This window comes from Luteithermobacter gelatinilyticus (genome assembly GCF_005849285.1).
GTDB lineage: Bacteria > Pseudomonadota > Alphaproteobacteria > Sphingomonadales > Emcibacteraceae > Luteithermobacter > Luteithermobacter gelatinilyticus.
Genome location: NZ_CP040517.1, coordinates 1935776 through 1956193, shown reverse-complemented (window position 1 = coordinate 1956193; position 20418 = coordinate 1935776). Strand labels below are relative to the sequence as shown.

22 protein-coding genes are annotated in these 20418 nt (G+C 53.4%); 14 read left to right on the top strand and 8 right to left on the bottom strand.

What is annotated here, in order from left to right; all coding sequences use genetic code 11:
* Window positions 1-153 precede the first annotated feature (153 nt).
* From FE788_RS08875 to FE788_RS08860, 4 genes are all read left to right on the top strand, one after another.
* A complete protein-coding gene (locus FE788_RS08875) occupies window positions 154-669 on the top strand; it encodes a GNAT family N-acetyltransferase (protein ID WP_210413839.1) in 516 nt (171 codons plus the stop codon).
* 77 nt (window positions 670-746) lie between these two features.
* Window positions 747-1382, top strand: a complete 636-nt coding sequence (locus FE788_RS08870; protein ID WP_138380301.1) for a DUF1285 domain-containing protein — start codon at window positions 747-749, stop codon at window positions 1380-1382.
* A 12-nt stretch (window positions 1383-1394) separates the two neighbouring features.
* Window positions 1395-2045, top strand: coding sequence for a CoA pyrophosphatase (locus tag FE788_RS08865; protein WP_138380300.1), 651 nt, complete (start codon window positions 1395-1397; stop codon window positions 2043-2045).
* Window positions 2045-3256, top strand: a complete 1212-nt coding sequence (locus FE788_RS08860; protein ID WP_138380299.1) for a CCA tRNA nucleotidyltransferase — start codon at window positions 2045-2047, stop codon at window positions 3254-3256. The genes FE788_RS08865 and FE788_RS08860 overlap by 1 nt, the downstream gene beginning before the upstream one ends.
* Window positions 3257-3398: 142 nt before the next feature.
* Here the strand turns inward: FE788_RS08860 and hemF are convergent, their stop codons facing one another.
* On the bottom strand, window positions 3399-4271 hold the full coding sequence (gene hemF, locus FE788_RS08855) for an oxygen-dependent coproporphyrinogen oxidase (RefSeq protein ID WP_138380298.1): 873 nt from the start codon (window positions 4269-4271) through the stop codon (window positions 3399-3401).
* A gap of 60 nt (window positions 4272-4331) precedes the next feature.
* On the bottom strand, window positions 4332-4784 hold the full coding sequence (locus FE788_RS08850) for a tRNA (cytidine(34)-2'-O)-methyltransferase (protein WP_138380297.1): 453 nt from the start codon (window positions 4782-4784) through the stop codon (window positions 4332-4334).
* A gap of 111 nt (window positions 4785-4895) precedes the next feature.
* On the opposite strand from FE788_RS08850, the gene FE788_RS08845 reads away from it, so the two are divergent.
* The gene (locus FE788_RS08845) at window positions 4896-5891 is read left to right on the top strand and encodes a polysaccharide deacetylase family protein (RefSeq protein WP_138380296.1); all 996 of its coding nucleotides are present in this window, start codon (window positions 4896-4898) and stop codon (window positions 5889-5891) included.
* A 43-nt stretch (window positions 5892-5934) separates the two neighbouring features.
* On the top strand, window positions 5935-7044 hold the full coding sequence (locus FE788_RS08840; protein WP_138380295.1) for a sugar-transfer associated ATP-grasp domain-containing protein: 1110 nt from the start codon (window positions 5935-5937) through the stop codon (window positions 7042-7044).
* Window positions 7045-7047: 3 nt separating this feature from the next.
* Here the strand turns inward: FE788_RS08840 and FE788_RS08835 are convergent, their stop codons facing one another.
* On the bottom strand, window positions 7048-8127 hold the full coding sequence (locus FE788_RS08835) for a sugar-transfer associated ATP-grasp domain-containing protein (RefSeq protein WP_168190345.1): 1080 nt from the start codon (window positions 8125-8127) through the stop codon (window positions 7048-7050).
* A gap of 139 nt (window positions 8128-8266) precedes the next feature.
* On the opposite strand from FE788_RS08835, the gene FE788_RS08830 reads away from it, so the two are divergent.
* Complete coding sequence (locus FE788_RS08830) at window positions 8267-9358, top strand: ATP-grasp domain-containing protein (protein WP_138380293.1); 1092 nt, start codon at window positions 8267-8269, stop codon at window positions 9356-9358.
* 251 nt (window positions 9359-9609) lie between these two features.
* Here FE788_RS08830 and FE788_RS08825 read toward each other — a convergent pair whose 3' ends face one another.
* Entirely contained in the window at window positions 9610-10554 is a 945-nt protein-coding gene (locus FE788_RS08825; protein ID WP_138380292.1) for a GNAT family N-acetyltransferase, read from the bottom strand.
* A 299-nt stretch (window positions 10555-10853) separates the two neighbouring features.
* Between FE788_RS08825 and petA the strand changes: the two genes are divergently transcribed.
* The 6 genes from petA to FE788_RS08795 all read left to right on the top strand — a co-directional run bounded on the left by petA (window position 10854) and on the right by FE788_RS08795 (window position 15802).
* On the top strand, window positions 10854-11384 hold the full coding sequence (gene petA, locus FE788_RS08820; protein ID WP_138380291.1) for a ubiquinol-cytochrome c reductase iron-sulfur subunit: 531 nt from the start codon (window positions 10854-10856) through the stop codon (window positions 11382-11384).
* Between the two features lie 9 nt (window positions 11385-11393).
* Window positions 11394-12662: a cytochrome b gene (locus tag FE788_RS08815; protein ID WP_138380290.1), complete on the top strand. Its 1269-nt coding sequence runs from the start codon at window positions 11394-11396 to the stop codon at window positions 12660-12662.
* 4 nt (window positions 12663-12666) lie between these two features.
* On the top strand, window positions 12667-13506 hold the full coding sequence (locus tag FE788_RS08810) for a cytochrome c1 (protein WP_138380289.1): 840 nt from the start codon (window positions 12667-12669) through the stop codon (window positions 13504-13506).
* Between the two features lie 93 nt (window positions 13507-13599).
* Window positions 13600-14520: an S-methyl-5'-thioadenosine phosphorylase gene (locus FE788_RS08805; RefSeq protein ID WP_138380288.1), complete on the top strand. Its 921-nt coding sequence runs from the start codon at window positions 13600-13602 to the stop codon at window positions 14518-14520.
* Window positions 14517-15047, top strand: a complete 531-nt coding sequence (locus FE788_RS08800; RefSeq protein ID WP_138380287.1) for an adenine phosphoribosyltransferase — start codon at window positions 14517-14519, stop codon at window positions 15045-15047. The genes FE788_RS08805 and FE788_RS08800 overlap by 4 nt, the downstream gene beginning before the upstream one ends.
* Before the next feature lie 5 nt (window positions 15048-15052).
* Window positions 15053-15802, top strand: a complete 750-nt coding sequence (locus tag FE788_RS08795; protein ID WP_138381343.1) for a methyltransferase domain-containing protein — start codon at window positions 15053-15055, stop codon at window positions 15800-15802.
* Window positions 15803-15866: 64 nt separating this feature from the next.
* Here the strand turns inward: FE788_RS08795 and FE788_RS08790 are convergent, their stop codons facing one another.
* The gene (locus FE788_RS08790; RefSeq protein ID WP_138380286.1) at window positions 15867-16343 is read right to left on the bottom strand and encodes a MaoC family dehydratase; all 477 of its coding nucleotides are present in this window, start codon (window positions 16341-16343) and stop codon (window positions 15867-15869) included.
* A gap of 185 nt (window positions 16344-16528) precedes the next feature.
* On the opposite strand from FE788_RS08790, the gene FE788_RS08785 reads away from it, so the two are divergent.
* Window positions 16529-17761 carry a multidrug effflux MFS transporter gene (locus tag FE788_RS08785; RefSeq protein ID WP_138380285.1) on the top strand — a complete coding sequence of 411 codons (1233 nt, stop codon included), beginning with the start codon at window positions 16529-16531 and terminating at the stop codon, window positions 17759-17761.
* Window positions 17762-17819: 58 nt separating this feature from the next.
* Here FE788_RS08785 and ychF read toward each other — a convergent pair whose 3' ends face one another.
* Genes ychF through FE788_RS08770 form a run of 3 tightly spaced genes read right to left on the bottom strand, consistent with a single transcriptional unit; the run spans window position 17820 to window position 20245 of the window.
* Window positions 17820-18923, bottom strand: a complete 1104-nt coding sequence (gene ychF, locus FE788_RS08780) for a redox-regulated ATPase YchF (protein WP_138380284.1) — start codon at window positions 18921-18923, stop codon at window positions 17820-17822.
* 3 nt (window positions 18924-18926) lie between these two features.
* Window positions 18927-19574: an aminoacyl-tRNA hydrolase gene (pth, locus tag FE788_RS08775; RefSeq protein ID WP_138381342.1), complete on the bottom strand. Its 648-nt coding sequence runs from the start codon at window positions 19572-19574 to the stop codon at window positions 18927-18929.
* A 32-nt stretch (window positions 19575-19606) separates the two neighbouring features.
* Entirely contained in the window at window positions 19607-20245 is a 639-nt protein-coding gene (locus FE788_RS08770) for a 50S ribosomal protein L25/general stress protein Ctc (RefSeq protein ID WP_138380283.1), read from the bottom strand.
* Window positions 20246-20418 lie beyond the last annotated feature (173 nt).

Here is a 20418-nt window from a genome sequence, read left to right as displayed (position 1 = left end):
ATCTTTTTCTGACTTTGCTGGGAAAGGCGGGACTTTGTTCCCGCCTTTTTCATTTAAAGCCTGTTCACAATTCACTCTAATTTAAAAAGGAATGTGCTGGTCAGCCCGAAACTTTTGTGATACTTCCCCCGTCAATTTATGTAAAAAGGGCGGATGATGTATAACATAACCCTGCAAGAAGACAGCGATCTTGAGGCCATTGAAGAGTTGCTGGATGATGCCTTTGGCGTTGATCGCCACAGAAAAACAGCTTACCGGCTGCGGGAGGGGGTCTCCCCCCTGCCGGAGCTGTGTTTTGTGATCCGGGATGGGGGGAAGCTGATGGCGACCTTGCGGTTCTGGCCCGTGCGCATCCGCTCTGACCGCGGCAAGGTATGGCCGGCGCTGCTTTTGGGGCCCATTGCGGTGCGCCAGGGTCACCAGGGGCGGGGATATGGCATCGCCCTGATGCAACATGGGCTGATCCGGGCCAAGGAGTTGGGCCATGAGCGGGTTATTCTGGTCGGGGATGAGGAGTATTACCGCCGTGTAGGATTCTCCCGGGATCTGGCTCGGGGGGTGAAAATGCCCGGGCCTGTGGACGACAGACGGCTACTGGCGCGGGAGCTTGTCCCGGGGGCGATGAACGGGGTTGAGGGTCTGATGGAAGCGGCCCGACCCCCGATGTAATCTCTGCTTTGGCGGTGACAGGACTTCAAAAATTCCTTACCCCTTTCTATATTGATAGGGGAAAGGAAAATAACGCCATGTCTGACAAACCGAAAACGCCAGCTTCTGCATCTTCATCCTCCACTGCCGCCGGATTCCGCCCGGAACTTTTCGCAAAAAAAGCGGAGCAGGCCGCGCGTGAGGGGCAAACCAAATCGGACCTGCCGCCGGTACATTTGTGGAACCCGGAATTTTGCGGCGATATTGACATGGAAATCCGCCGCGATGGAAGCTGGTATTACATGGGGACGCCCATCTCTCGCCCGGCCATGGTTCGGCTGTTTTCCACCATTCTGCGTCATGACGAGGATGGCAAATATTATCTGGTGACGCCTGTGGAAAAAGTGGGCATTCGTGTGGAAGACAAACCTTTTGTGGCGGTGGAGATGACGCGTGAGGGGGAAGGCCGGGAGCAGATCTTGAGGTTCCGGACCAATGTGGATGACGACGTGACTGCAGATGCCGATCACCCCATCAGGGTAGAAGTGAATCCGGAAACAGGTGAACCGTCACCTTACCTTCTGGTACGTGACCGGCTAGAAGCCCTTATCAGCCGTGCGGTTTATTATGAATTGGCGAACCTGGTGGAGAAAAAAGACAATGTTTACGGGGTTTGGAGTGCGGGGTGTTTTTTCCCTCTCGCCCAGGTGGAACAGCCAGATGGAACAGGATGACATGGGCGCGGAATGAAGCAAACCATTACAGAAATTTTCCGGTTGCATGATCCGGACATGTGGCGGGCGCTTCGGCCGGCGGACAAGCGTGCCTGGTCCCGGCCAGCCCTTGGGGATCATGATGTTTACCGTCCCCATAACACATTGCCCCGTCGTGATCTGCCCTTGCGGCCCGCCGCCGTACTGATGCCGATTGTGGAGCGCAGGGAAGGGCTGACCGTTTTGCTCACTAAACGGGCGGCGGCGCTGAAAACCCATTCCGGACAGGTGGCTTTTCCGGGCGGGCGGTGTGATCCCGGGGATGATCACGCTCTTGCTACCGCACTCAGAGAGGCGGAAGAGGAAATCGGCTTAACGGGGGACTATGTTGAGGCAATCGGTGCGATGGAGGATTATGAAACGGTGACCGGCTTTGCCGTAAGCCCCGTGGTAGGATTCGTTTCCCCGGATTTCTGCCTGAAACCGGATCCCAATGAGGTGGATGATGTTTTTGAAGTGCCGCTGGACTATATTCTGGACGAAAAGAATCATGTTATCGAAAGCCGGGTCTGGAAAGGGGAGCAGCGATATTATTATGTTTTCCCCCATGAGCGTTACCATATCTGGGGGGCGACGGCGGCCATGTTGGTGCGGTTCAGCCGTTTGTTGAAGGAGCTGGGCTGATGCAGCCTTTTAAACATTTGCCGGCGGGCGAAATGGCGTGGGCCAGAACACCGGCGTTGAACAGGATTTTTTCTCTTCTTAACAGGGATGGCAGAAATGCCCGTCTTGTAGGAGGGTGTGTTCGGGACGCCCTCATGGGGCATAAGATCGGCGATATTGATATGGCTTGCGCTCTTGCTCCGGAAGAAAGCATGTCACGTTTGGAAGCCGCCGGGGTCAAGGTGGTGCCCACGGGGTTGAAACATGGTACCATTACCGCGGTCATTGAGGGGCAGCCCTTCGAGATCACGACCCTGCGCAAGGATGTGGAAACACACGGGCGTCATGCGACAATTGCTTTGACCGATGACTGGGTTGAAGACGCCCGGCGGCGGGATTTTACGGTCAATGCCTTTTATATGGACCCGGATGGTACGCTTTATGATCCCTGCAATGGCTGGCCGGATCTGGAGGCCCGTCATGTGCGCTTCATTGGCAATCCGCAAGAACGGATCGAAGAAGATGCCCTTCGGATATTGCGGTTTTTTCGCTTCGGTGCCCAGTTCGGGGAAGCCCGGCTGGATCAGGCGGGGGTAGAGGCCTGCGTTATGAAACGGGACATGATCTGCCGGTTGTCCGGGGAGCGTCTGGCGCAGGAAATGAAAAAGCTGTTGTCTTATCCGGCGGCCGAATGGATTGTGCCGATCATGGCGAAACACGGTATTCTTGAAAAAATCCTGCCGCAGTTTTCGGAACTGGAGCGGTTTCTGATTTATATTCGGCATGAGCATATGGCGGGCCGGAGGGATGTGTTGGGACGGTTGTGTGCGCTTTTGCCCCAGGACCCGAAACAGGCGCGTCTGGCGGGTCATCATTTGCGTCTTTCAAGCCGCGAGACCGGGCTGTTGGAGGATATGGCTCATCCCCGTCCTGACATCACGCCTGAGTTGTCAGAACCGGCACTGAGGCGAGCGGTTTATGAGGTCGGTAAAACCGTTGTGATCTATCATCTCATTCTCAATGGAACGGATCAGCGCCGTTTGAAGAAAACGCTTCAGGTCGTGGAAAATTGGGAAATTCCGGTATTCCCCCTCCGGGGGCGGGATCTGGTGGCGGGCGGCATGGAGAGGGGACCGGAACTGGGCCGGCTTCTCAAAAACCTTGAGCAAAAATGGATTGAGAGCGACTTTTCCCTAAACAAGGCTGACCTGTTGGAAATGGCGGGGTCATGAAACCTTATGGATCGCCACACCCCCATCCGGGGGGGCGATAGCGCAGGCTCTCCTGAATGAAACCCAAAATATGGGAGATGACGGCACAGCTTCACCGTCATGACGAACGGAAGCGGCGCCATCCACAGTACTGGACTATGGTTCAGGGCCATTTGGCTTCGGGCGGCAGGGACATGAGGATGGCTTCCACATTGCCACCGGTTTTCAAGCCGAAGGTGGTGCCCCGGTCGTAAACCAGATTGAATTCTGCATAATGGCCGCGATAGACCAGCAGCGCCTCGCGTTGCTCTGGCGTCCAATCCTGATTCATATGGCGCCGCACCAGTTCGGGATAGATATTCAGAAAAGCCTTGCCCACATCCTGGGTAAAGGCGAAATCCGCGTCCCAGTCGCCGGAATTCAGCTGATCATAAAAAATGCCGCCTTCACCGCGTGCTTTGTTACGGTGGTGGATGAAGAAATATTCATCACACCATTCTTTGTATTTGGGATAATATTCGGGGTTGTGCCGGTCGCAGGCCGCCTTTAGGGCCGCATGGAAGTCGGCGGTATCCCGCGGGTCGGGATGGGCGGCGTTCAGGTCCGCCCCACCGCCAAACCAGCTTTTTGTGGTAATGATGTGCCGGGTATTCATATGCACGGCAGGGACTAACGGATTATGCATATGGGCGACAAGCGAGATGCCGCTGGCCCAAAAACGGGGGTCCTTGTCAGCACCGGGCATGGAACTGGCGAATTCGGGGGTAAACTCCCCGTGGACGGTGGACACATTCACGCCCACTTTTTCAAAAACCCGGCCTTTCATGATGGACATTACCCCGGTCCCTTTATCGGGATCATTTTCCCGATGCCAGGTCTTGCGTTCGAAACGGCCTGGCGCGCGCTCGGCGAGGGGGCCGGAGAGCTCATCTTCCAGCTTTTCAAAGGCGGCGCAAATCTGGTCTCTGAGCGTTTCAAACCAGGCTTTGGCTTTTTGTTGTCTTTCATGGGTAATCGGATCGTCCAGAAGAGCCATATGCTTATTCTCTTTCGTTCAGCTAATACATCAGGCTGTAATACATCTGACAGTAATACTTCAGGCTGGGAACTGCCCTGTTTGCCGCAGGGCTTCACCCAGCACCATAGCGGCGGAGACCGCCACATTCAATGATCTTGTTCCTGGTTTCATGGGGATGAGCACCCGTTGGTCCGCGACGTTGTGAACCTCTTCCGGCACACCGGCGCTCTCCCGGCCCAGAAGCAGGATATCCGTGGGCTCATACTGAATTTCCGTATAGGGGGTGCGGCTTCGGGTTGTCAGCAGAACAAGTCGCCCCCGGGGCCGGTTGTTCTGAAAATCCTGCCAGCTTTTATGACGGATCACCGTGCTTTGATCTACGTAATCCATGCCCGCGCGGCGAAAACTTTTCTCCCCGAACGGAAAACCGCAGGGTTCGATGATGTGCACGGGGACTCCAAGACAGGCGGCCATGCGGATCATGGTGCCGGTATTGGGGGGAATATCCGGTTGATATAAAGCAATTTGCATACTTTTCACTACGTCAAAATAAGTATATCCTAGGTAAATCTATGTTGAGTACCTTGTGAGGAAGATAGTTGAGTAGAAAGGGTGGAGCAATAATTTTAAGGTGATATGTCCTTGGCGACAGAAGTCAGCATCACCATTGATACGGAATTCAGCATAGCCGGGGCTTTTGACAGTCCCGATTGCCTGCCGGTCTCTGACCCTATGGTGAGCGGGGCCGTGGCGGGGCGGGAAGAAGGCTTGGGGTTTCTTCTTGACCTTTTTCAGAAATACCAGACCAAATCAACTTTCTTTGTGGAATGTGCCAATTATTTTTATTTCGGCGATGAGCCGATGCAAGGATATGTGCGGCGTATTCAGGCCGCAGGGCAGGATGTGCAGCTTCATGTGCATCCTTGTTGGCTGCATTTCAATAAGAATCCGAGCATTGGCACATTTTCCCAAAATGATTCCTGTGCCGGCCGTGAGACCGGGGAACTGAAGAGAATTTTTGACCTTTGTGTCAGGGTCTTTGAACGCTGGACCGGCAAAAAACCACTCGCCTTACGCACGGGCAGCCTGCATGTGGATCGAACCGTATACCGGGTGATGGCGGAACTGGGTATTCCTTTGTCTTCCAGCATTGGACTGGGGGTCTTCCGGCCCGAGGTACCGGAATTGCAGCTGATGTCAGGGCGTCATCAGATCGAAGGGGTGATGGAACTGCCCGTGCTCAGCTATCAGGATTTTAGCATGTTCGGCAATCCCCATATCAAAACCTTGCAGATTACCAGTTGCAGCTGGCCGGAAATGAAGGCGCTTTTATGGCAGGCCCGCCGGTACGGGGTGGACAATGTGGTGATCCTTACCCATCCGTTTGAATATTTTAAAACGAATGGGGAACGGTTTGAAAAGCTCACCCGCAACCGGGTGAATCAGCAACGATTGGAAAAACTGTGCCGTTTTATCCACAGTCACCCGGATGATTTTGTAACCATGGATTTTGCCTCGGCTGCTGAACGCTGGCGGGCACAGGAGGAAGCCGAGAATATCTGTCTGACCATGCCGCCATGGTATGCGGTTGGCCGGAAATTGCACAATAAACTGAACGACATGGTGTGGCGATATTGACCCATATCCGGGGCCGGTTTGTATAAGGGAGGGGTTACACAAAATGCGTATGATTTCAAAGGGCAGAGATTTTTTCCGGTTTGTAGGCAATGAGTGGCAACGATACCGGGCACGACCCCTGAAGGTCCTATATAACTGGCTATATGCCTATCTGGTCCGCAAGTTTTCACCCGCGGAAATCCACCTCCTTGGTCTTGCGGACCCGTCCTTCAGTTTCAGGACACATTATAATACGATTTCCAAGGAAATGGCGGACCGGTTTTATATGCGCAAGATTGCTCGGTCTCATTTGTGCATGGTGGGGGATAAAAGCATTTTTTATCAGCTGTGCCGGAATTATGGTCTGCCGATCCCGCAAATTTACGGCGTCTATGATATAGAAGGCGGTTGGGACGAAGACGGCCAGCCTCTGGTCAGTCAATCAGACTGGTCAGAGTTTATTTCCCGGAAATTGCCGCAGGAGACACTCGTGAAATTATCCCTGGGACTGCTCGGACAGGGGATCAAGCTGCTGCACAAAACGCCGGAGGGGGATGTGGTCTATGGGGATGAAAAATATAGTCTGTTCGGTTTTCTGGAAAAACTGGACCAGGAATGCCGGAAAGAGGATTTTGAACTGGACCTGATGAGCCGAGCGCCTCAAAAGGCGATTTTTCAGGAACGTCTCAGTAATCACCGGGCAATCACTGAACTTACTGGCTTTACTATGTTGCAAACAGTCCGGGTCTGCACCTGTTTGACGGCCGGGGGCGATGTCGAGATCCTGTTCAGTTTTTTCAAACTGGCTGGTGAAGAGGGCCTGGCGGATGCCTTTAATGCCGGAAAAACCGGAAATTCATTGGCGCAGCTGGAACTGCAATCGGGAAAACTGGTTCGGGTCCGCCGCATGAATTTGCAGGTGGGATATCTTGAAGACATTGATTGTCATCCCAAAACGGGCATGCGGTTTGCCGATTTCAGGATTCCCTATCCACAAGACATCATTGACCTGGCGCAAAAGGCGGCGCGGCGTTTTCTGCCTCATGAATGTCTGGGCTGGGATATTGCGATAACGGATGCTGGCCCTGTCCTTCTCGAGGGCAATGCGGTCTGGACACCGATGGCCCCCTTTAGCCTGCCCAAGGACCGACTTAAAGCACATGGCCTGATATAAAAATTAACCTATGCTATATTTTCGGCACAGGCTTTTCATGGGGCCTTCAATCGGCATGAGGGGATCCCAGTAGATGTTGCCTTCCAGAAGTAGGGGGCCTTCATCCGTTATGGCCACATCCCAGCCAATGGTTTTGTGGGGCCTGAAATGTTTTTGCGCCCTGAGCACAAGATCCACACATTGTTTCCAGTGGGGGACCTGAAAACCGATCAGGCTCTTTCCGGTTTCCGGATGATGGCTGATGGAGGTGAGGGCCTGTTTCTCGGCGCAATAAGCATGCGCTTTTTCAATTTGGCCGTTTTCGTCAAGCAGGCATAACAGCGCGCCGGACTGACCAAACTGAAAATTGTCCAGCAGACGGTCCCGACCCGCCAGTTTGATTTTGCGCAGAATGAGCCGCGGCTCATTATTCTTGTCCATGACCGTGATCAGGCGCAGCCCTTGCACCTGTTTTTTCCCTGTCAGAGCTAAAATTTCCTGATGGCCGGTGAGTTTTTCCTGAATGATGAATTCTTCATGTCGGCCTGTGGTGGTCAGATAGTTGTAAAAACTTTCCAATGAGGGAAATTCACTTCGAATCCCCTCATATGCCTCATTTTTTTTGTCGAAGCCGACAATACCTGTGCCGTGCGCCCCGTAAACCGGTTTACAGATTACGCCTGTCCCGGTTTGCGTAAGCGCGGCCCTGAAATCCTCAAAACAGGTAATTGGACTGTGATCAGAAGCAAAGGATGCCCCAAAACGGTTGACGACGGCCAGCAGGCGCGGTGTGGCCAGGCTTGCAGCACTGCAATAATAATGAAAAACAACCTTGTCTTCGGTCAGAATACTATAGGCGGCCGGGTTCACTTTTTGCTGGTTGCGTAAATGGATCTCCTTGCTGACCAGTTCTTTTCGGTCTTGTTTTGTCCATTGGGGGCTGAGGAGGTCAAAGTTGTAAATCTCAACAGGGGAAAATTTTTTCAAAACCGCAAAATTAAAAAAATCGGCAAAGGCCCTGAAGGGATTGAGGTGATGTCGGCGGGTGGCGGAAAGGACGTAGTTGAAAGCAGTTATATATTTATTGTTTTGACGGGCAGGCATACTGGCGGCGTTTCCTTTGTGAAAGTCTTGTCTATTACATTTCAGTCTAAAAATAAACAGCATTGTTAACGCTTAGCATATCATGGTACCCTGAACGGGCATATAAAATACGCGTTATGTGGCTTATTAGGTGAGTTCAATGAACGTCTTATTGCTGGCGGGGTCCGAAGCGTTAAACCTGAAAGTTCTTTATTGTCTTTATCCTGTGTGTTCTCAGGTCCATGTCATGGCCAATGCCCGGGATAATCTCCTGAAATACTCCCGGCATACCTATAAATTCAGTTACCTTCCCTGGGGTAAGGATAAAGCACAGGATGAGCAAAATGCCTGCCATATCAGGGAATATTGTGAACAGCACGATATCTCTCTCATCATTCCCGGGGATATCGGGGCGACGGCATTTCTCAATCGGACCCTTTCCTTTTTTGGGGAGAAGGACGGCAAAGGCGCCATTCGCTGTTTCCCTTGCAGCAGTGCGGAAACCCTTAACAACATCCATAATAAATGGAGTTTTGCCCATATACTGATGACTCATGGGCTTGCCACGCCGAAAACCAAACTTATTTCCAGCTCTTCTGATCTGACTGAAGCCTTCGCGGCGGAAATCGGATTTCCCCTGATTGTCAAACCTCTGGAATGTGAATCAAGTCATGGGGTGGTGAAGATAGAGGATTATGAAAGCCTGAAAAACCATGTGGAAGGACCCGCGCCCTATAGCGAGCCGCCGTTAATCATCCAGGAATATATTCCGGGATATGACATTGACTTGAGCCTGCTGGCGGATCAGGGAGAGATTATCGCCATGGCGGTGCAGAAATGGAATGAGGGTGATACATTGTCCTTTCTCAGGAATGAAGAAATCGAAAATCTGGGGCGGGACATCATCAGATTGTTTGAATTCAGTGGCGTGGCCCATTTTGATATGCGTGTTGATTCCCGTAACAGCCAAGTCTATGTCATCGAATGTAATCCACGATTCTGGTTCACTATGCCGGCGGCCATGTGGACAGGGCTGAATTTTGTCGAAGCCGGTATTGATTATTGCACGGGCCGTGCGGACGGCAAACATTACGAAGCCAGGGGGGAATACCGCCTGCCAGGGGCGGTGGGGCGCGAACTCCTGAAACGCCCTTGGCGGGCCTTCACGTTGCCGACGGAAAATCTGAAAGGTCTTTTCCAGCCGCTGCTTGACCCAATGCCTCACTGGATAGATTACCGCCGCAAGAGCTGATCCGAACCGCCGTGGATTGCTTTGCCGTTATTGCCGTTTTTGCGTCTCGCAATGATGGTGAAAGGGGGAATGTCGTCGCGAGCCCGCGCTATATATCTTGGGAAAGGGGTGTGGCGATCCATTCTTCAATGTACTGGCTCCAATGCACTGGATTGCGTCGTTTGCGCTCTCCATGACGGGCCGGGATTGTTTTAGAGTGAATTGTGAATGGGCCACCCCATTCACAATTCACTCTAATGCTTGGTTTGCGTTCAGGCCGTCCGCCGGATCAACTTTTTGAGTTTGTTTTTGAGCCCGAGCTTGTCCAGCCCCCGGACGATGTTTTCCGACAGGCCACAGAGACCGTAATGCAGGTAAATCCAGAAAAGGGCGCCTGCCGATTTGCGCAGCAGCAGGATATTCGCGCATTTTACGGAATCTGTGGCAAACAGTTTTTTATGATCCGACTGCCCCTCGGTGAAATCAAAAATGGCGGCATCCCGGCTTTCAAACAGGTTTTCCAGCACCAGCAGCATTAAAATTGTGCCCACGGAATAACGCCCATAGTCCGGGTCATATCCCAGATAGGCATAGATCATGCAGGTGTTTTCAATGGGACAATACATGTAACTGACCGGCTGGCCGTCATGAAACAGCAAATAGCCCCGAACCCGGTTTTGCTCCGCCAGCTGTTTCATTTCGTCCCGGAACTCTTCTGAGGTGGGTAACCCCGCATCCAGCAGTTTTTCCTGATAGGATTTTTCGGACACCTGGCGGGCCAGCGGATAAAACGCATCCATTTCCTCAGGCGTGGCATAGATTTTCCAGTCCAGCATCCCCCCAGAAACGGTTTCGAATTTTCTGATTTTTCGACGGAAGGTGGAACGGGTCTTGGCGGAAAATTTGTTCAGATATTCTTCATAACTGCTATCGATTCTGACAAAAAACCGCTGATAATCCTTGATGAAATAGCCGAGATAGTTTTCCCAGGTGAAAATACGTGCGGCGATATGGCCCACTGGGTATGAATAAAGCAGGACCCCGGGTGTATTTTCCGTTTCACATAAGGCGGGCAGGGAAAGTCCGGACGGGTCGAAGGGGGGAGTGGTCAAATAGTCTATATTACAAGTGTGCAGCTTGTACGACTTGCTGAACAGGCGGAATTCCCCGAACCAGTAGGTGAGCTGTATCTTTTTTTTGTGCCAGTGATGCTGCATACGCCTGTAAGCCTTGGAAACCAGTAATTTCTTTACTACGCTTTTACCGTAATTCCCAGATATTTACCGCTCTTTTTTTTCCGCAAGAGGTTAACACAGAGTTGCGGGCGTCGCCATGAAAGAAAAATCATTGCATCTTGGCGGCTTTCTGAGTAAAACCTGTGCTCGCAGACTATGTTTTGGATGGGCGCGGCCGGAAGGGCCGTATTTGTTAGGGGTATATTGATGCCGGTGGCCTGTCCGTTTAACTGTCATTTGCGTGAGTATTGATCTGCGTATTCGCATCGAGGGGTTTTTTTATGGCCACTAAAGACCACAAAGAACAAGCAGGCGAAGTTACACGCCGTAACTTCCTCTATGTTGCCAGTGGTGCTGCCGGCGCAGTAGGTGCCGCCGCCGCCACCTGGCCGCTCATTGATCAGATGAATCCGTCCGCCGATGTGCTGGCGCTTTCATCAACCGAAGTTGACCTTTCCGCCATCCCCGAGGGACAGACCATCAAGGTTCTGTGGCGCGGCAAGCCGGTATTCATCCGTCATCGGACTCAGGCTGAAATTGCTGAAGCCCGCGCTGATGACACGGCGGAACTGAAGGATCCACAACCGGATGCCGAACGGGTTGTTAAGCCGGAATGGCTGATTATGGTGGGGGTATGTACTCATCTGGGGTGTGTGCCGCTGGATCAAATGGGGGAGTTCGACGGGTGGTTCTGCCCCTGTCACGGGTCCCATTACGACATTTCCGGACGTATCCGAAAAGGTCCCGCACCGAAAAACCTGCCGGTGCCGGAATATACCTTCCTCAATGATACAACCGTAAAAATCGGGTAGGAGAGGATTATGGCTGATAAAAAATACGAGCCCCAAAGCGCGGGCGTGAAGTGGTTTGAACAACGCCTGCCGATTCTGGGCCTGATTTACGGTTCGCTGGGCGGCGGATATTCCGCGCCGCGCAATCTGAACTATTGGTGGAATTTTGGCTCTCTTGCCGGTTTTATGCTGGTGGTGCAGATCATTACCGGTATCGTGCTGGTCATGCATTATACCCCGCATGTGGATATGGCGTTTCGCAGTGTTGAACACATCATGCGGGATGTGAACTATGGCTGGCTGTTGCGTTATATCCATGCCAACGGTGCGTCCATGTTCTTTATTGTGGTGTACATCCACATTCTCCGGGGCATGTATTACGGATCCTACAAGTCGCCGCGCGAAGTGCTGTGGTTCCTGGGCATCATCATTTATCTGCTGATGATGGCCACGGGCTTTATGGGCTATGTGCTGCCGTGGGGGCAGATGAGCTTCTGGGGCGCGACGGTGATCACCAACCTGTTCAGTGCCTTTGACTTTATTCCGGTCATTGGCGATGACATCGTGTATTTCCTCTGGGGCGGCTTTTCCGTGGATAACCCAACCCTGAACCGGTTCTTCAGCCTCCATTATCTGTTGCCGTTTGTGATTGCCGGCGTGGTGATCCTGCATATCTGGGCTTTGCATATTCCGGGATCCAACAACCCGCTGGGCATTGACGCTAAGGGACCGCAGGACAAAGTGCCGTTCTATCCCTATTATGTGGCGAAAGATGCCTTTGGGCTCGGGGTCTTTGTGATTTTCTTTGCAATCTTTGTGTTCTATATGCCCAATATTTTGGGGCATCCGGACAACTATATGGAGGCCGATCCCATGGTAACGCCGGCACATATTGTGCCTGAATGGTATTACCTGCCGTTCTACGCCATTCTGCGGGCTATCCCGGACAAGCTGCTGGGGGTTGTGGCCATGTTTGCCTCTATCCTGATCTTGTTCGCCCTGCCGTGGCTGGACGGTTCCAAAGTCCGATCTGCCACCTTCCGGCCGTTGACCAAATTCTTCTTCTGGCTGTTTGTGATCAACGGGCTGTTTCTTGGCTTCTTGGGCGCCAAGTCTCCGGATGAGGTGCTGCTGCATGTGGGAAGCGTTGAAGTGACCGTGCTGACTTTTGCGCAGTTTGCGACGGCTTTCTATTTCGCTTATTTCCTGATCCTGCTGCCGATTATCAGCCGGACGGAAACCACCAAACCGTTGCCGACCAGTATCGCCGAAGCCGTGCTGGCCAAGAAGAAAGGCTAAGGATATGTTGAAAACTATCAGAAATATTAGCCTCACAGTTATTGCGGCATCCGCAGTTGTGTTTGGCGTGAACTCAGCCCATGCAGCCGGTGGCGAAAAAGTGCATATCGAACGCCATGACTGGCCGCATGCCGGGGTGTTTGGTACCTATGACAAGGCGGCATTGCAGCGCGGCTTCCAAGTCTACCGCGAGGTCTGCGCCGCTTGCCACAGCCTGAACATGGTGGCTTTCCGTGAACTGTCCGCCTTGGGCTATAACGAAGATGAAATCAAGGCCATCGCCAAGGAGTATGAAATTGAAGACGGGCCCAATGACGAGGGTGAGATGTTCACACGCCCCGGTCGTCCGTCCGACTATTTCCCGGCGCCGTTCCCCAATGAGCAGGCGGCCCGGGCCGCCAATGGTGGGGCTTATCCTCCGGATTTCTCACTGATTGCCAAGGCACGGGAACATCTGTCCTTGTTTATGCCCTGGAACAGTGTTTACGGTGAAGATTATATCGTTGCGCTGTTGACCGGCTATGAGGATGCTCCGGAAGATTTCGTCCTGATGCCGGGCCTGTATTACAATAAGGTATTTGCCGGGAATCAGATTGCCATGGCCCCGCCGCTGGCTGAGGGATTGGTGGAATATGCTGACGGCACGGAAGCCACGGTGGAACAGATGGCCAAGGATGTGGCGACCTTTCTCTACTGGGCGTCCGAACCGAAACTGGAAGAGCGCAAGAAAATGGGTCTGAAAGTCATTGGGTATATGATTTTCCTCACGATCCTGCTGTATTTCGCCAACAAACAGGTTTGGGCACGAGTCAAGAAAGGCGAAGACCTTAAAGAGGAAGCTTAAATAAGCGCCTCACTTTCCTGTGAAATTCAAGAAAAGGGCTGCCATTGAGCAGCCCTTTTTGTATGCTGACGACATCAATAAGGAGAATGACAGGTGAAGGAAACGGATCTTTTAAACAAAACCCGGCTGGGCATTATCGGGGGCAGTGGTCTGTATGACCTGGATGGGCTGAAAGACGTCTGTTGGCAGCGGGTGGAAAGCCCGTTTGGCAGGCCGTCCGATGAGATGCTTACGGGACGCCTTGATGGTCTGGATCTGGTGTTTCTACCGCGTCATGGCCGAGGACACAGACTCTCGCCCACAGACATTAATTATCGCGCCAATATTGATGCGCTCAAGCGTCTGGGGGTTACGGACATCCTTTCAATCAGTGCTGTCGGGTCGTTCCGGGAAGACCTGAAACCCGGCGACTTTGTGATTGTTGACCAATATATTGACCGCACCTTTGCCCGTGAGAAAAGTTTTTTTGGTGACGGAATGGTGGCTCACGTCTCGGTGGCGGAACCCACCTGCCGCGCGTTAAGTGATATTGTGGAACAGGCGCTCAAAAAGGCTTCAATTCCATATCATCGAGGAGGCACTTATCTGGCGATGGAAGGCCCGCAATTTTCCACTATGGCCGAATCGCGCCTGTACCGGTCCTGGGGGTGTGATGTGGTGGGGATGAGCAATATGCCCGAAGCCAAACTGGCACGGGAGGCGGAAATCTGTTATTGCCCGGTGGCCATGGTCACGGATTATGACAGCTGGCACGAGGGGCATGGCACGGTGGATGTGCAGGATATCCTTAAGGTTCTGGCCGGCAATGTGGATAAGGGCAAAGAACTTGTCCGGACTGTTGCCCCGTTGTTGGCGCAGGCCGCGGATCGTCATCCTTGTGCCAAGGGGTGTGACCATGCGCTGGATATGGCGCTGATTACCGCGCCGGACAGGCGGGACCCTGAGGCGATGGCGCGTCTGCAGGCGATTACGGCACGGGTTTTGGGTCACCGGCAGGAAGGCGGGGAACAATGAGCTGGGTGAAAGACCATATCCGCACCATTGCTGATCACCCGGTCAAGGGGGTACAGTTTCGGGATGTGACCACCTTGTTTAAGGACGGGGCGGCTTTTCGCCGGGCCGTCAAGGAACTGGTTACTCATTGCCGTGGCTATAACGCCAATAAGGTTGTGGGGATCGAGGCCCGGGGGTTTATTCTGGGCGGGGCCATTGCGGATCATCTGGGGCTTGGGTTTGTCCCGGTGCGCAAGGGCGGCAAACTTCCCGCCCGCACCTATTCCCGCGAATATACCCTTGAATACGGCGCGGATCGGTTGGAAATTCATATGGACGCCCTCTCGCCCGGGGATAGGGTGTTGTTGGTGGATGATCTGATTGCCACAGGGGGCACTGCGCTGGCGACGCTGGAGTTGGTCCGGGAGGGCGGTGCCGAGGTTGCGGGCAGCGTGTTTGTGATTGATCTGCCGGATCTTGGCGGTGCAAATCGGTTGCGGGCGGCGGGGTGCCCGGTTTTCGCCCTGACATCTTATGAAGGAAAATAAGGGTGGTGAACTTCAAGGATCATTTTTCCCGTCAGTCCGGCGCCTACCGGCAGTATCGTCCCGCTTATCCTCCAGAGCTGTTTGCCTATCTGGCCGGTCTTGTGACAATAAAGGAAAGAGCCTGGGATTGCGGTTGTGGTACGGGGCAGGCGGCTCGGGGGCTGGCGGAACATTTCCGAAAGGTGATGGCGACAGATGGCAGCGCAGAACAGATCCGTCATGCCGCGGGCCCGGACAATATCGAGTTTCGGGTGGCCCGGGCGGAACAGTCTGGTCTTGATTCCGACAGTGTGGATCTGGTGACGGTGGCGCAGGCTTTGCACTGGTTTGATCTGGAAGCGTTTTATGCGGAAGTAAAACGGGTCGTGAAGCCCGACGGGGTTATCGCAGTATGGAGTTATGGCCTGTTGGGGGTTTTTGCGGAACTGGATCGGGAGATTCTGAGGCTCTACGAAGACATTCTCGGGGCTTACTGGCCAGAGGAACGGCGCCTGGTGGAAGAGGGGTATGCCAGTCTGCCGTTTCCTTTTCAGGAGGAGGCCGACATTCCCGGTTTTGCCATGCGGGCCCGGTGGACGTTTGATCAGCTCATGGGATATTTTTCCTCTTGGTCCGCCGTCCAAAGGTATCAGGAAAAGGCGGGACACTCACCACTTGCTCTGATTGAGGAGGATATGCGCCGGGTCTGGGGGAATGTTTCGCAGGCTCGAAACATTTCATGGCCCCTGAAGCTTCGCATCGGGCGCCTTTCCTGATTGCCTGCCTTTCTGCTGGCCTTCGGGAGGCTCGAAATAATCCCGAAGGCCGATGGTTGATCACTTACTTCTGATTTTCGATCATCTGTTCCAGTCCGGCCCGGGTCAGGAACATGGCAATGCTATACAGGCTGAGTACCACCTCGTCCTTCTGATTGAGCACGAGAACCTTGCTGCGAACGGTGCCCAGATAGGGGCGGGATCGTGAAGGGGTTACCTCAACAACTTCTATCACACAGCGCAGGCGATCCCCGGCAAATACGGGTTTTTTCCAGCGCAACTCATCCACGCCGGGGGAGCCGGCGCTGGCAGAGCGGTTCAGGAAATGATCACAGAACATCCGCATCATCACCGAGCAGGTCATCCAGCCGCTGGCGATCAGGCCGCCGAAATGAGTTTTGGCCGCCGCTTCCTCATCCAGGTGAAAGGGCTGGGGATCATATTTGCGGGCAAATTCGATGATTTCTTCCTTGGTGATCAGATAATCCCCGAATTCCTTTTTTTCCCCGACTTTGAAATCTTCCAGGGTGAGGTACTCCATCTTTTTCTCCGGGACAAACTAAAATAAAACGATCGTTTAAGATGGCTTATTGTGCCTTCTCTGCCGGGGTCGTGCAACAGCTTTTTCGTGTTCCTTGTATTTTGTCGGGAATAGGATAAAGTAACCTCCACCGTCAAACGGGCAAGACCCTGAATTAAGAATTATATATTTATCAGGCATTTATTATGAGAATGGATTTAACGGCGCGCCAGTTGGCAGTCCTTCTGGCCAGCATGGTCGCTTTGTCGCCCTTGGCGGTGGATGCTTATCTGCCGGCGTTGCCCACTATGGCGACGGAATTGGGAACTACGGTCAACATATTACAGACTTCCTTGAGCACCTATCTGGGGGGACTGGGACTTGGTTTGTTGCTTGGTGGCCCGCTTTCGGACCATTACGGCCGGCGGCTGGTGGGGAAAATCGGCATTTTCATCTTTATGGTCATCAGCCTGGCTATTGCGCTGATACATCACGCGGAAGCCATTATTGTCTTGCGGTTCGTGCAGGCGTTCGGCGGAGGATGTTTGACGGTTATTGCGCCGGCTTTTGTCAGAGACCGCTATGATGGCAAGGAAGCCGCGCGCATTTTTGCCCTAATCGGCCTGATCATGGCGGTGGCGCCGTTGCTGGCGCCGGCCATCGGGGCTGTCATTCTGACTTATTTCGGCTGGGAATGGATTTTTGTTTTTCTTGGCGCTTATGCCTTGCTCATTCTGATCGTGGTGATGCCGCGCCTGCCGGAACGGCGCATTAAGGTGCTGAGCGCGATCAGCCCTCGCCAGGTATTTAAGGATTATTGGGGCGTTTTAACGCATAAAAGCGCGATGGGGTATCTGCTCACTCAGTCCTTTGCAATTGGGGTGATGTTTGTTTTCCTGACCAGTTCTTCTTATACCTATATTGAATATTTCGGGGTTTCCGAGGGGATGTTTCCGGTTTATTTCGGCATGAACATGGTTGCGGCTATGCTTTTGAACCGCTTAAATCCGTTTTTGCTGAAATTTCTTGACCCGCACCAGATTCTGGGTATTGGACTGTGCAGCCAGTTTCTGACAGTGGTTGCTCTGGCCTTTCTAACACTTGCCGGCCGGGCAGAATTTGTTTTTGTTGTGCCACTGATTGTAGGCAGCGTGGGGGCGGCCGGTCTGATCATGCCCAATTGTATGACCTGTTTTATCTCCAATTTTCCGGAAAAGCCAGGCACGGCAAATGCCTTGTTCGGCACATCCCAATATGTGATTGGCGGGTGTCTCGGGGCGCTGGCCAGTGCTTTTCATACAGGCAACATTCTGCCCATGAGCCTGATGATGCTGGTGGGATCAGTGACGGCGCTTGGGGCCTATACCGTTCTGGCCGGTGGGCGTTTGCGGATGCCTGCCCTGCAACGCGACGGACAGGCCGATGACAGCAGACAATAGCTCCCGTCAATGATACTGGCCAATAATACTGGCCAAAAATACTGGTACTGGGGAATGATCAGGTGTTAAAGCGGAAGTGCATGACGTCGCCGTCCTGGACGATATAGTCCTTGCCTTCCAGCCGCATCTTGCCGGCTTCCTTGGCGCCGGCTTCGCCGTTGCAGGCGATATAATCGTCATAGGAAATGGTTTCTGCCCGGATGAACCCCTTTTCAAAATCCGTGTGGATCACCCCGGCAGCTTTGGGGGCAGGGGTGTTGCGGCGGACGGTCCAGGCGCGGGCTTCCTTGGGACCCACGGTGAAATAGGTGATCAGGTCCAGAAGTTCATACCCGGCGCGGATTACCCGGGCCAGCCCCGTCTCGCCTAGCCCCAGGTCGGCAAGAAAGGCTTTTTGTTCCTCTTCATCATCCAGTTGCGCGATTTCCGCTTCCAGCGCGGCGCAGATGGTAACCATTTTTGCGCCTTCCCGGGCAGCCTTTTCTTCCACCTTGCGGGTCAGCGCATTACCTTCGGCCGCCCCGTCCTCATCCACATTGCAGACATAAAGGACAGGTTTGGTGGTGAGTAACTGAAGTTCCTTCAGGAGCTTGCGCTCTTCATCGCTGTCAACCGGGGTTTTCCGGGCGGGTTCTCCTTCCTGCAAGGTGCCGAGAGCACGTTCGACTATTTCCAGAACGGCCTTGGCTTCCTTGTCATTGCCGCGGACCTTGCGGATCAGGCCGTCCTTGCGTTTTTCAAGGCTTTCCATATCCGCCAGCATCAGTTCAGTTTCGATGGTTTCAGCGTCAGCCAGCGGGTCAACGCGGCCTTCTACATGGGTAATATCGTCGTCCTCAAAACAACGTAGCACATGGACAATGGCATCAACTTCGCGGATGTTGGCAAGGAACTGGTTGCCGAGGCCCTCGCCTTTGGAGGCCCCGCGCACCAGTCCGGCAATGTCCACAAAGCTGAGCTGGGTGGGAATGATCTCCTTGGAGCCGGCAATAGTGGCAAGCTTGACAAGTCGTGGATCGGGCACCGGTACGAGGCCCACATTGGGTTCAATAGTGCAGAAGGGGTAATTGGCCGCCGCCGCGCTGGCCGTATTGGTCAGGGCGTTGAAAAGTGTTGATTTTCCCACATTGGGGAGCCCGACAATGCCGCATTTGAAACCCATGTCTTAGTCCTGTGTTTTTTCTTGTTCGGAAGCCGGGGCAGGCCCGGAAGAAGGTTGATCTGTTTTTGGTTGTGTCTTTTTGCGGGGCGGTCGCATAATCATGCCAAGGGCATTCATGAAGGCGTCCCCGCCATTGGAGAGGGCCGGGGCTGCATCGGCAATGGCTTCCAACAGGGGATGCAGCCAGTCCTGCTCGGCCTTGGAAAAATCGCTGAGCACATAGGATGTTACCCGGGATTTATCTCCCGGATGGCCGATTCCCAGACGGATTCGGTGAAAATCGCGGCCGATATGCTGCTCGATGCTGCGCAGACCATTATGACCGGCATGACCGCCGCCGGTTTTGAATTTCACCTTGCCGGCGGGAAGATCCAGTTCATCATGCAGAACAATCACATTTTCCGGGCCGATTTTGAAAAACCGCATGGCCTCGCCCACGGACTGGCCTGACAGATTCATAAAAGTCTGCGGTTTGAGGGCCAGAACCTTTTTATTTCCCAGCCGGCCTTCGGCCACCTCGGCCTGAAACTTGGACTTTGGAGCAGAAAAATTATGGCGGCGGACAATCGTGTCCACCGCCATAAACCCGATGTTATGCCGGTTGTTGTCATATTTGCTGCCCGGATTCCCGAGACCGACCAATAACAACATAGGCATAATATCCCTGTCCCAATCCTTGAGGGTTATTCGTTATTTTCTTCTGTTTCGCCTTCTTCTTCAACTTCAGCTTTTTCCGCTTCGGCTTCAGCACTCTTCAGACCGCTCGGGGCGGCGATGGTGGCGATGGTGAAGTCACGATCCGTAATCACCGGTGTGACACCTTCGGGAAGTTTCACATGGCTGATATGGACGCTTTCCCCCAACTCCAGTTTGGCGATGTCGATTTCGATAGATTCAGGGATGGCATTGGCCGGACAGGAGAGCTCGACTTCGTGGCGAACCACGTTTAGAACGCCGCCGGCACGCAGGCCCGGACAGTCCTCTTCATTCAAGAAGTGTACCGGAATCATAACTTCAATGGTGGCATCTTCGGCCAGACGCAGGAAGTCCACATGCAACGGCCAGTCGGTCACCGGGTGGAATTGTACGTCACGGGGCAGGACCATTTCTTTTTTTCCGCCCACTTCAATATCATAGGTGGTGTTCAGAAACCCGCCCGTATTCAGTTCCTTGACCAGCGCAATACGGTCAAGGGAAATGGTGACCGGTTCTTTTTTGTTGCCGTAGATAACGGCCGGGATACGACCTGCTCGACGCAGAGCGCGAGAGGACCCCTTACCCGCTTTTTCGCGCAATTCAGCTTTGATAACTGGATTTGCCATGGTTTAAATCTCCTTGATAAATGTATTCAGGCATTGGCCTCCAGGGGTGCCAATGCCCATGATGCGCCGCTTTTACCGTGTCAGGGGTAAAAACTCAACGGTTTTTTGGTAATTTCGGAGCCCGTTCTGACGTTTTATTCGAACGGGGGTATTCGAACGGGCCGCCGGGAATA

Bases quoted from the DNA above. Each gene is read 5' to 3' on its own strand.
- FE788_RS08875 (WP_210413839.1), top strand. From the start codon at position 154: ATGATGTATAACATAACCCTGCAAGAAGACAGCGATCTTGAGGCCATT.
- FE788_RS08870 (WP_138380301.1), top strand. From the start codon at position 747: ATGTCTGACAAACCGAAAACGCCAGCTTCTGCATCTTCATCCTCCACT.
- FE788_RS08865 (WP_138380300.1), top strand. From the start codon at position 1,395: ATGAAGCAAACCATTACAGAAATTTTCCGGTTGCATGATCCGGACATG.
- FE788_RS08860 (WP_138380299.1), top strand. From the start codon at position 2,045: ATGCAGCCTTTTAAACATTTGCCGGCGGGCGAAATGGCGTGGGCCAGA.
- hemF (WP_138380298.1), bottom strand. From the start codon at position 4,271: ATGGCTCTTCTGGACGATCCGATTACCCATGAAAGACAACAAAAAGCC.
- FE788_RS08850 (WP_138380297.1), bottom strand. From the start codon at position 4,784: ATGCAAATTGCTTTATATCAACCGGATATTCCCCCCAATACCGGCACC.
- FE788_RS08840 (WP_138380295.1), top strand. From the start codon at position 5,935: ATGCGTATGATTTCAAAGGGCAGAGATTTTTTCCGGTTTGTAGGCAAT.
- FE788_RS08835 (WP_168190345.1), bottom strand. From the start codon at position 8,127: ATGCCTGCCCGTCAAAACAATAAATATATAACTGCTTTCAACTACGTC.
- FE788_RS08830 (WP_138380293.1), top strand. From the start codon at position 8,267: ATGAACGTCTTATTGCTGGCGGGGTCCGAAGCGTTAAACCTGAAAGTT.
- FE788_RS08825 (WP_138380292.1), bottom strand. From the start codon at position 10,554: ATGCAGCATCACTGGCACAAAAAAAAGATACAGCTCACCTACTGGTTC.
- petA (WP_138380291.1), top strand. From the start codon at position 10,854: ATGGCCACTAAAGACCACAAAGAACAAGCAGGCGAAGTTACACGCCGT.
- FE788_RS08815 (WP_138380290.1), top strand. From the start codon at position 11,394: ATGGCTGATAAAAAATACGAGCCCCAAAGCGCGGGCGTGAAGTGGTTT.
- FE788_RS08810 (WP_138380289.1), top strand. From the start codon at position 12,667: ATGTTGAAAACTATCAGAAATATTAGCCTCACAGTTATTGCGGCATCC.
- FE788_RS08800 (WP_138380287.1), top strand. From the start codon at position 14,517: ATGAGCTGGGTGAAAGACCATATCCGCACCATTGCTGATCACCCGGTC.
- FE788_RS08790 (WP_138380286.1), bottom strand. From the start codon at position 16,343: ATGGAGTACCTCACCCTGGAAGATTTCAAAGTCGGGGAAAAAAAGGAA.
- FE788_RS08785 (WP_138380285.1), top strand. From the start codon at position 16,529: ATGAGAATGGATTTAACGGCGCGCCAGTTGGCAGTCCTTCTGGCCAGC.
- ychF (WP_138380284.1), bottom strand. From the start codon at position 18,923: ATGGGTTTCAAATGCGGCATTGTCGGGCTCCCCAATGTGGGAAAATCA.
- pth (WP_138381342.1), bottom strand. From the start codon at position 19,574: ATGTTGTTATTGGTCGGTCTCGGGAATCCGGGCAGCAAATATGACAAC.
- FE788_RS08770 (WP_138380283.1), bottom strand. From the start codon at position 20,245: ATGGCAAATCCAGTTATCAAAGCTGAATTGCGCGAAAAAGCGGGTAAG.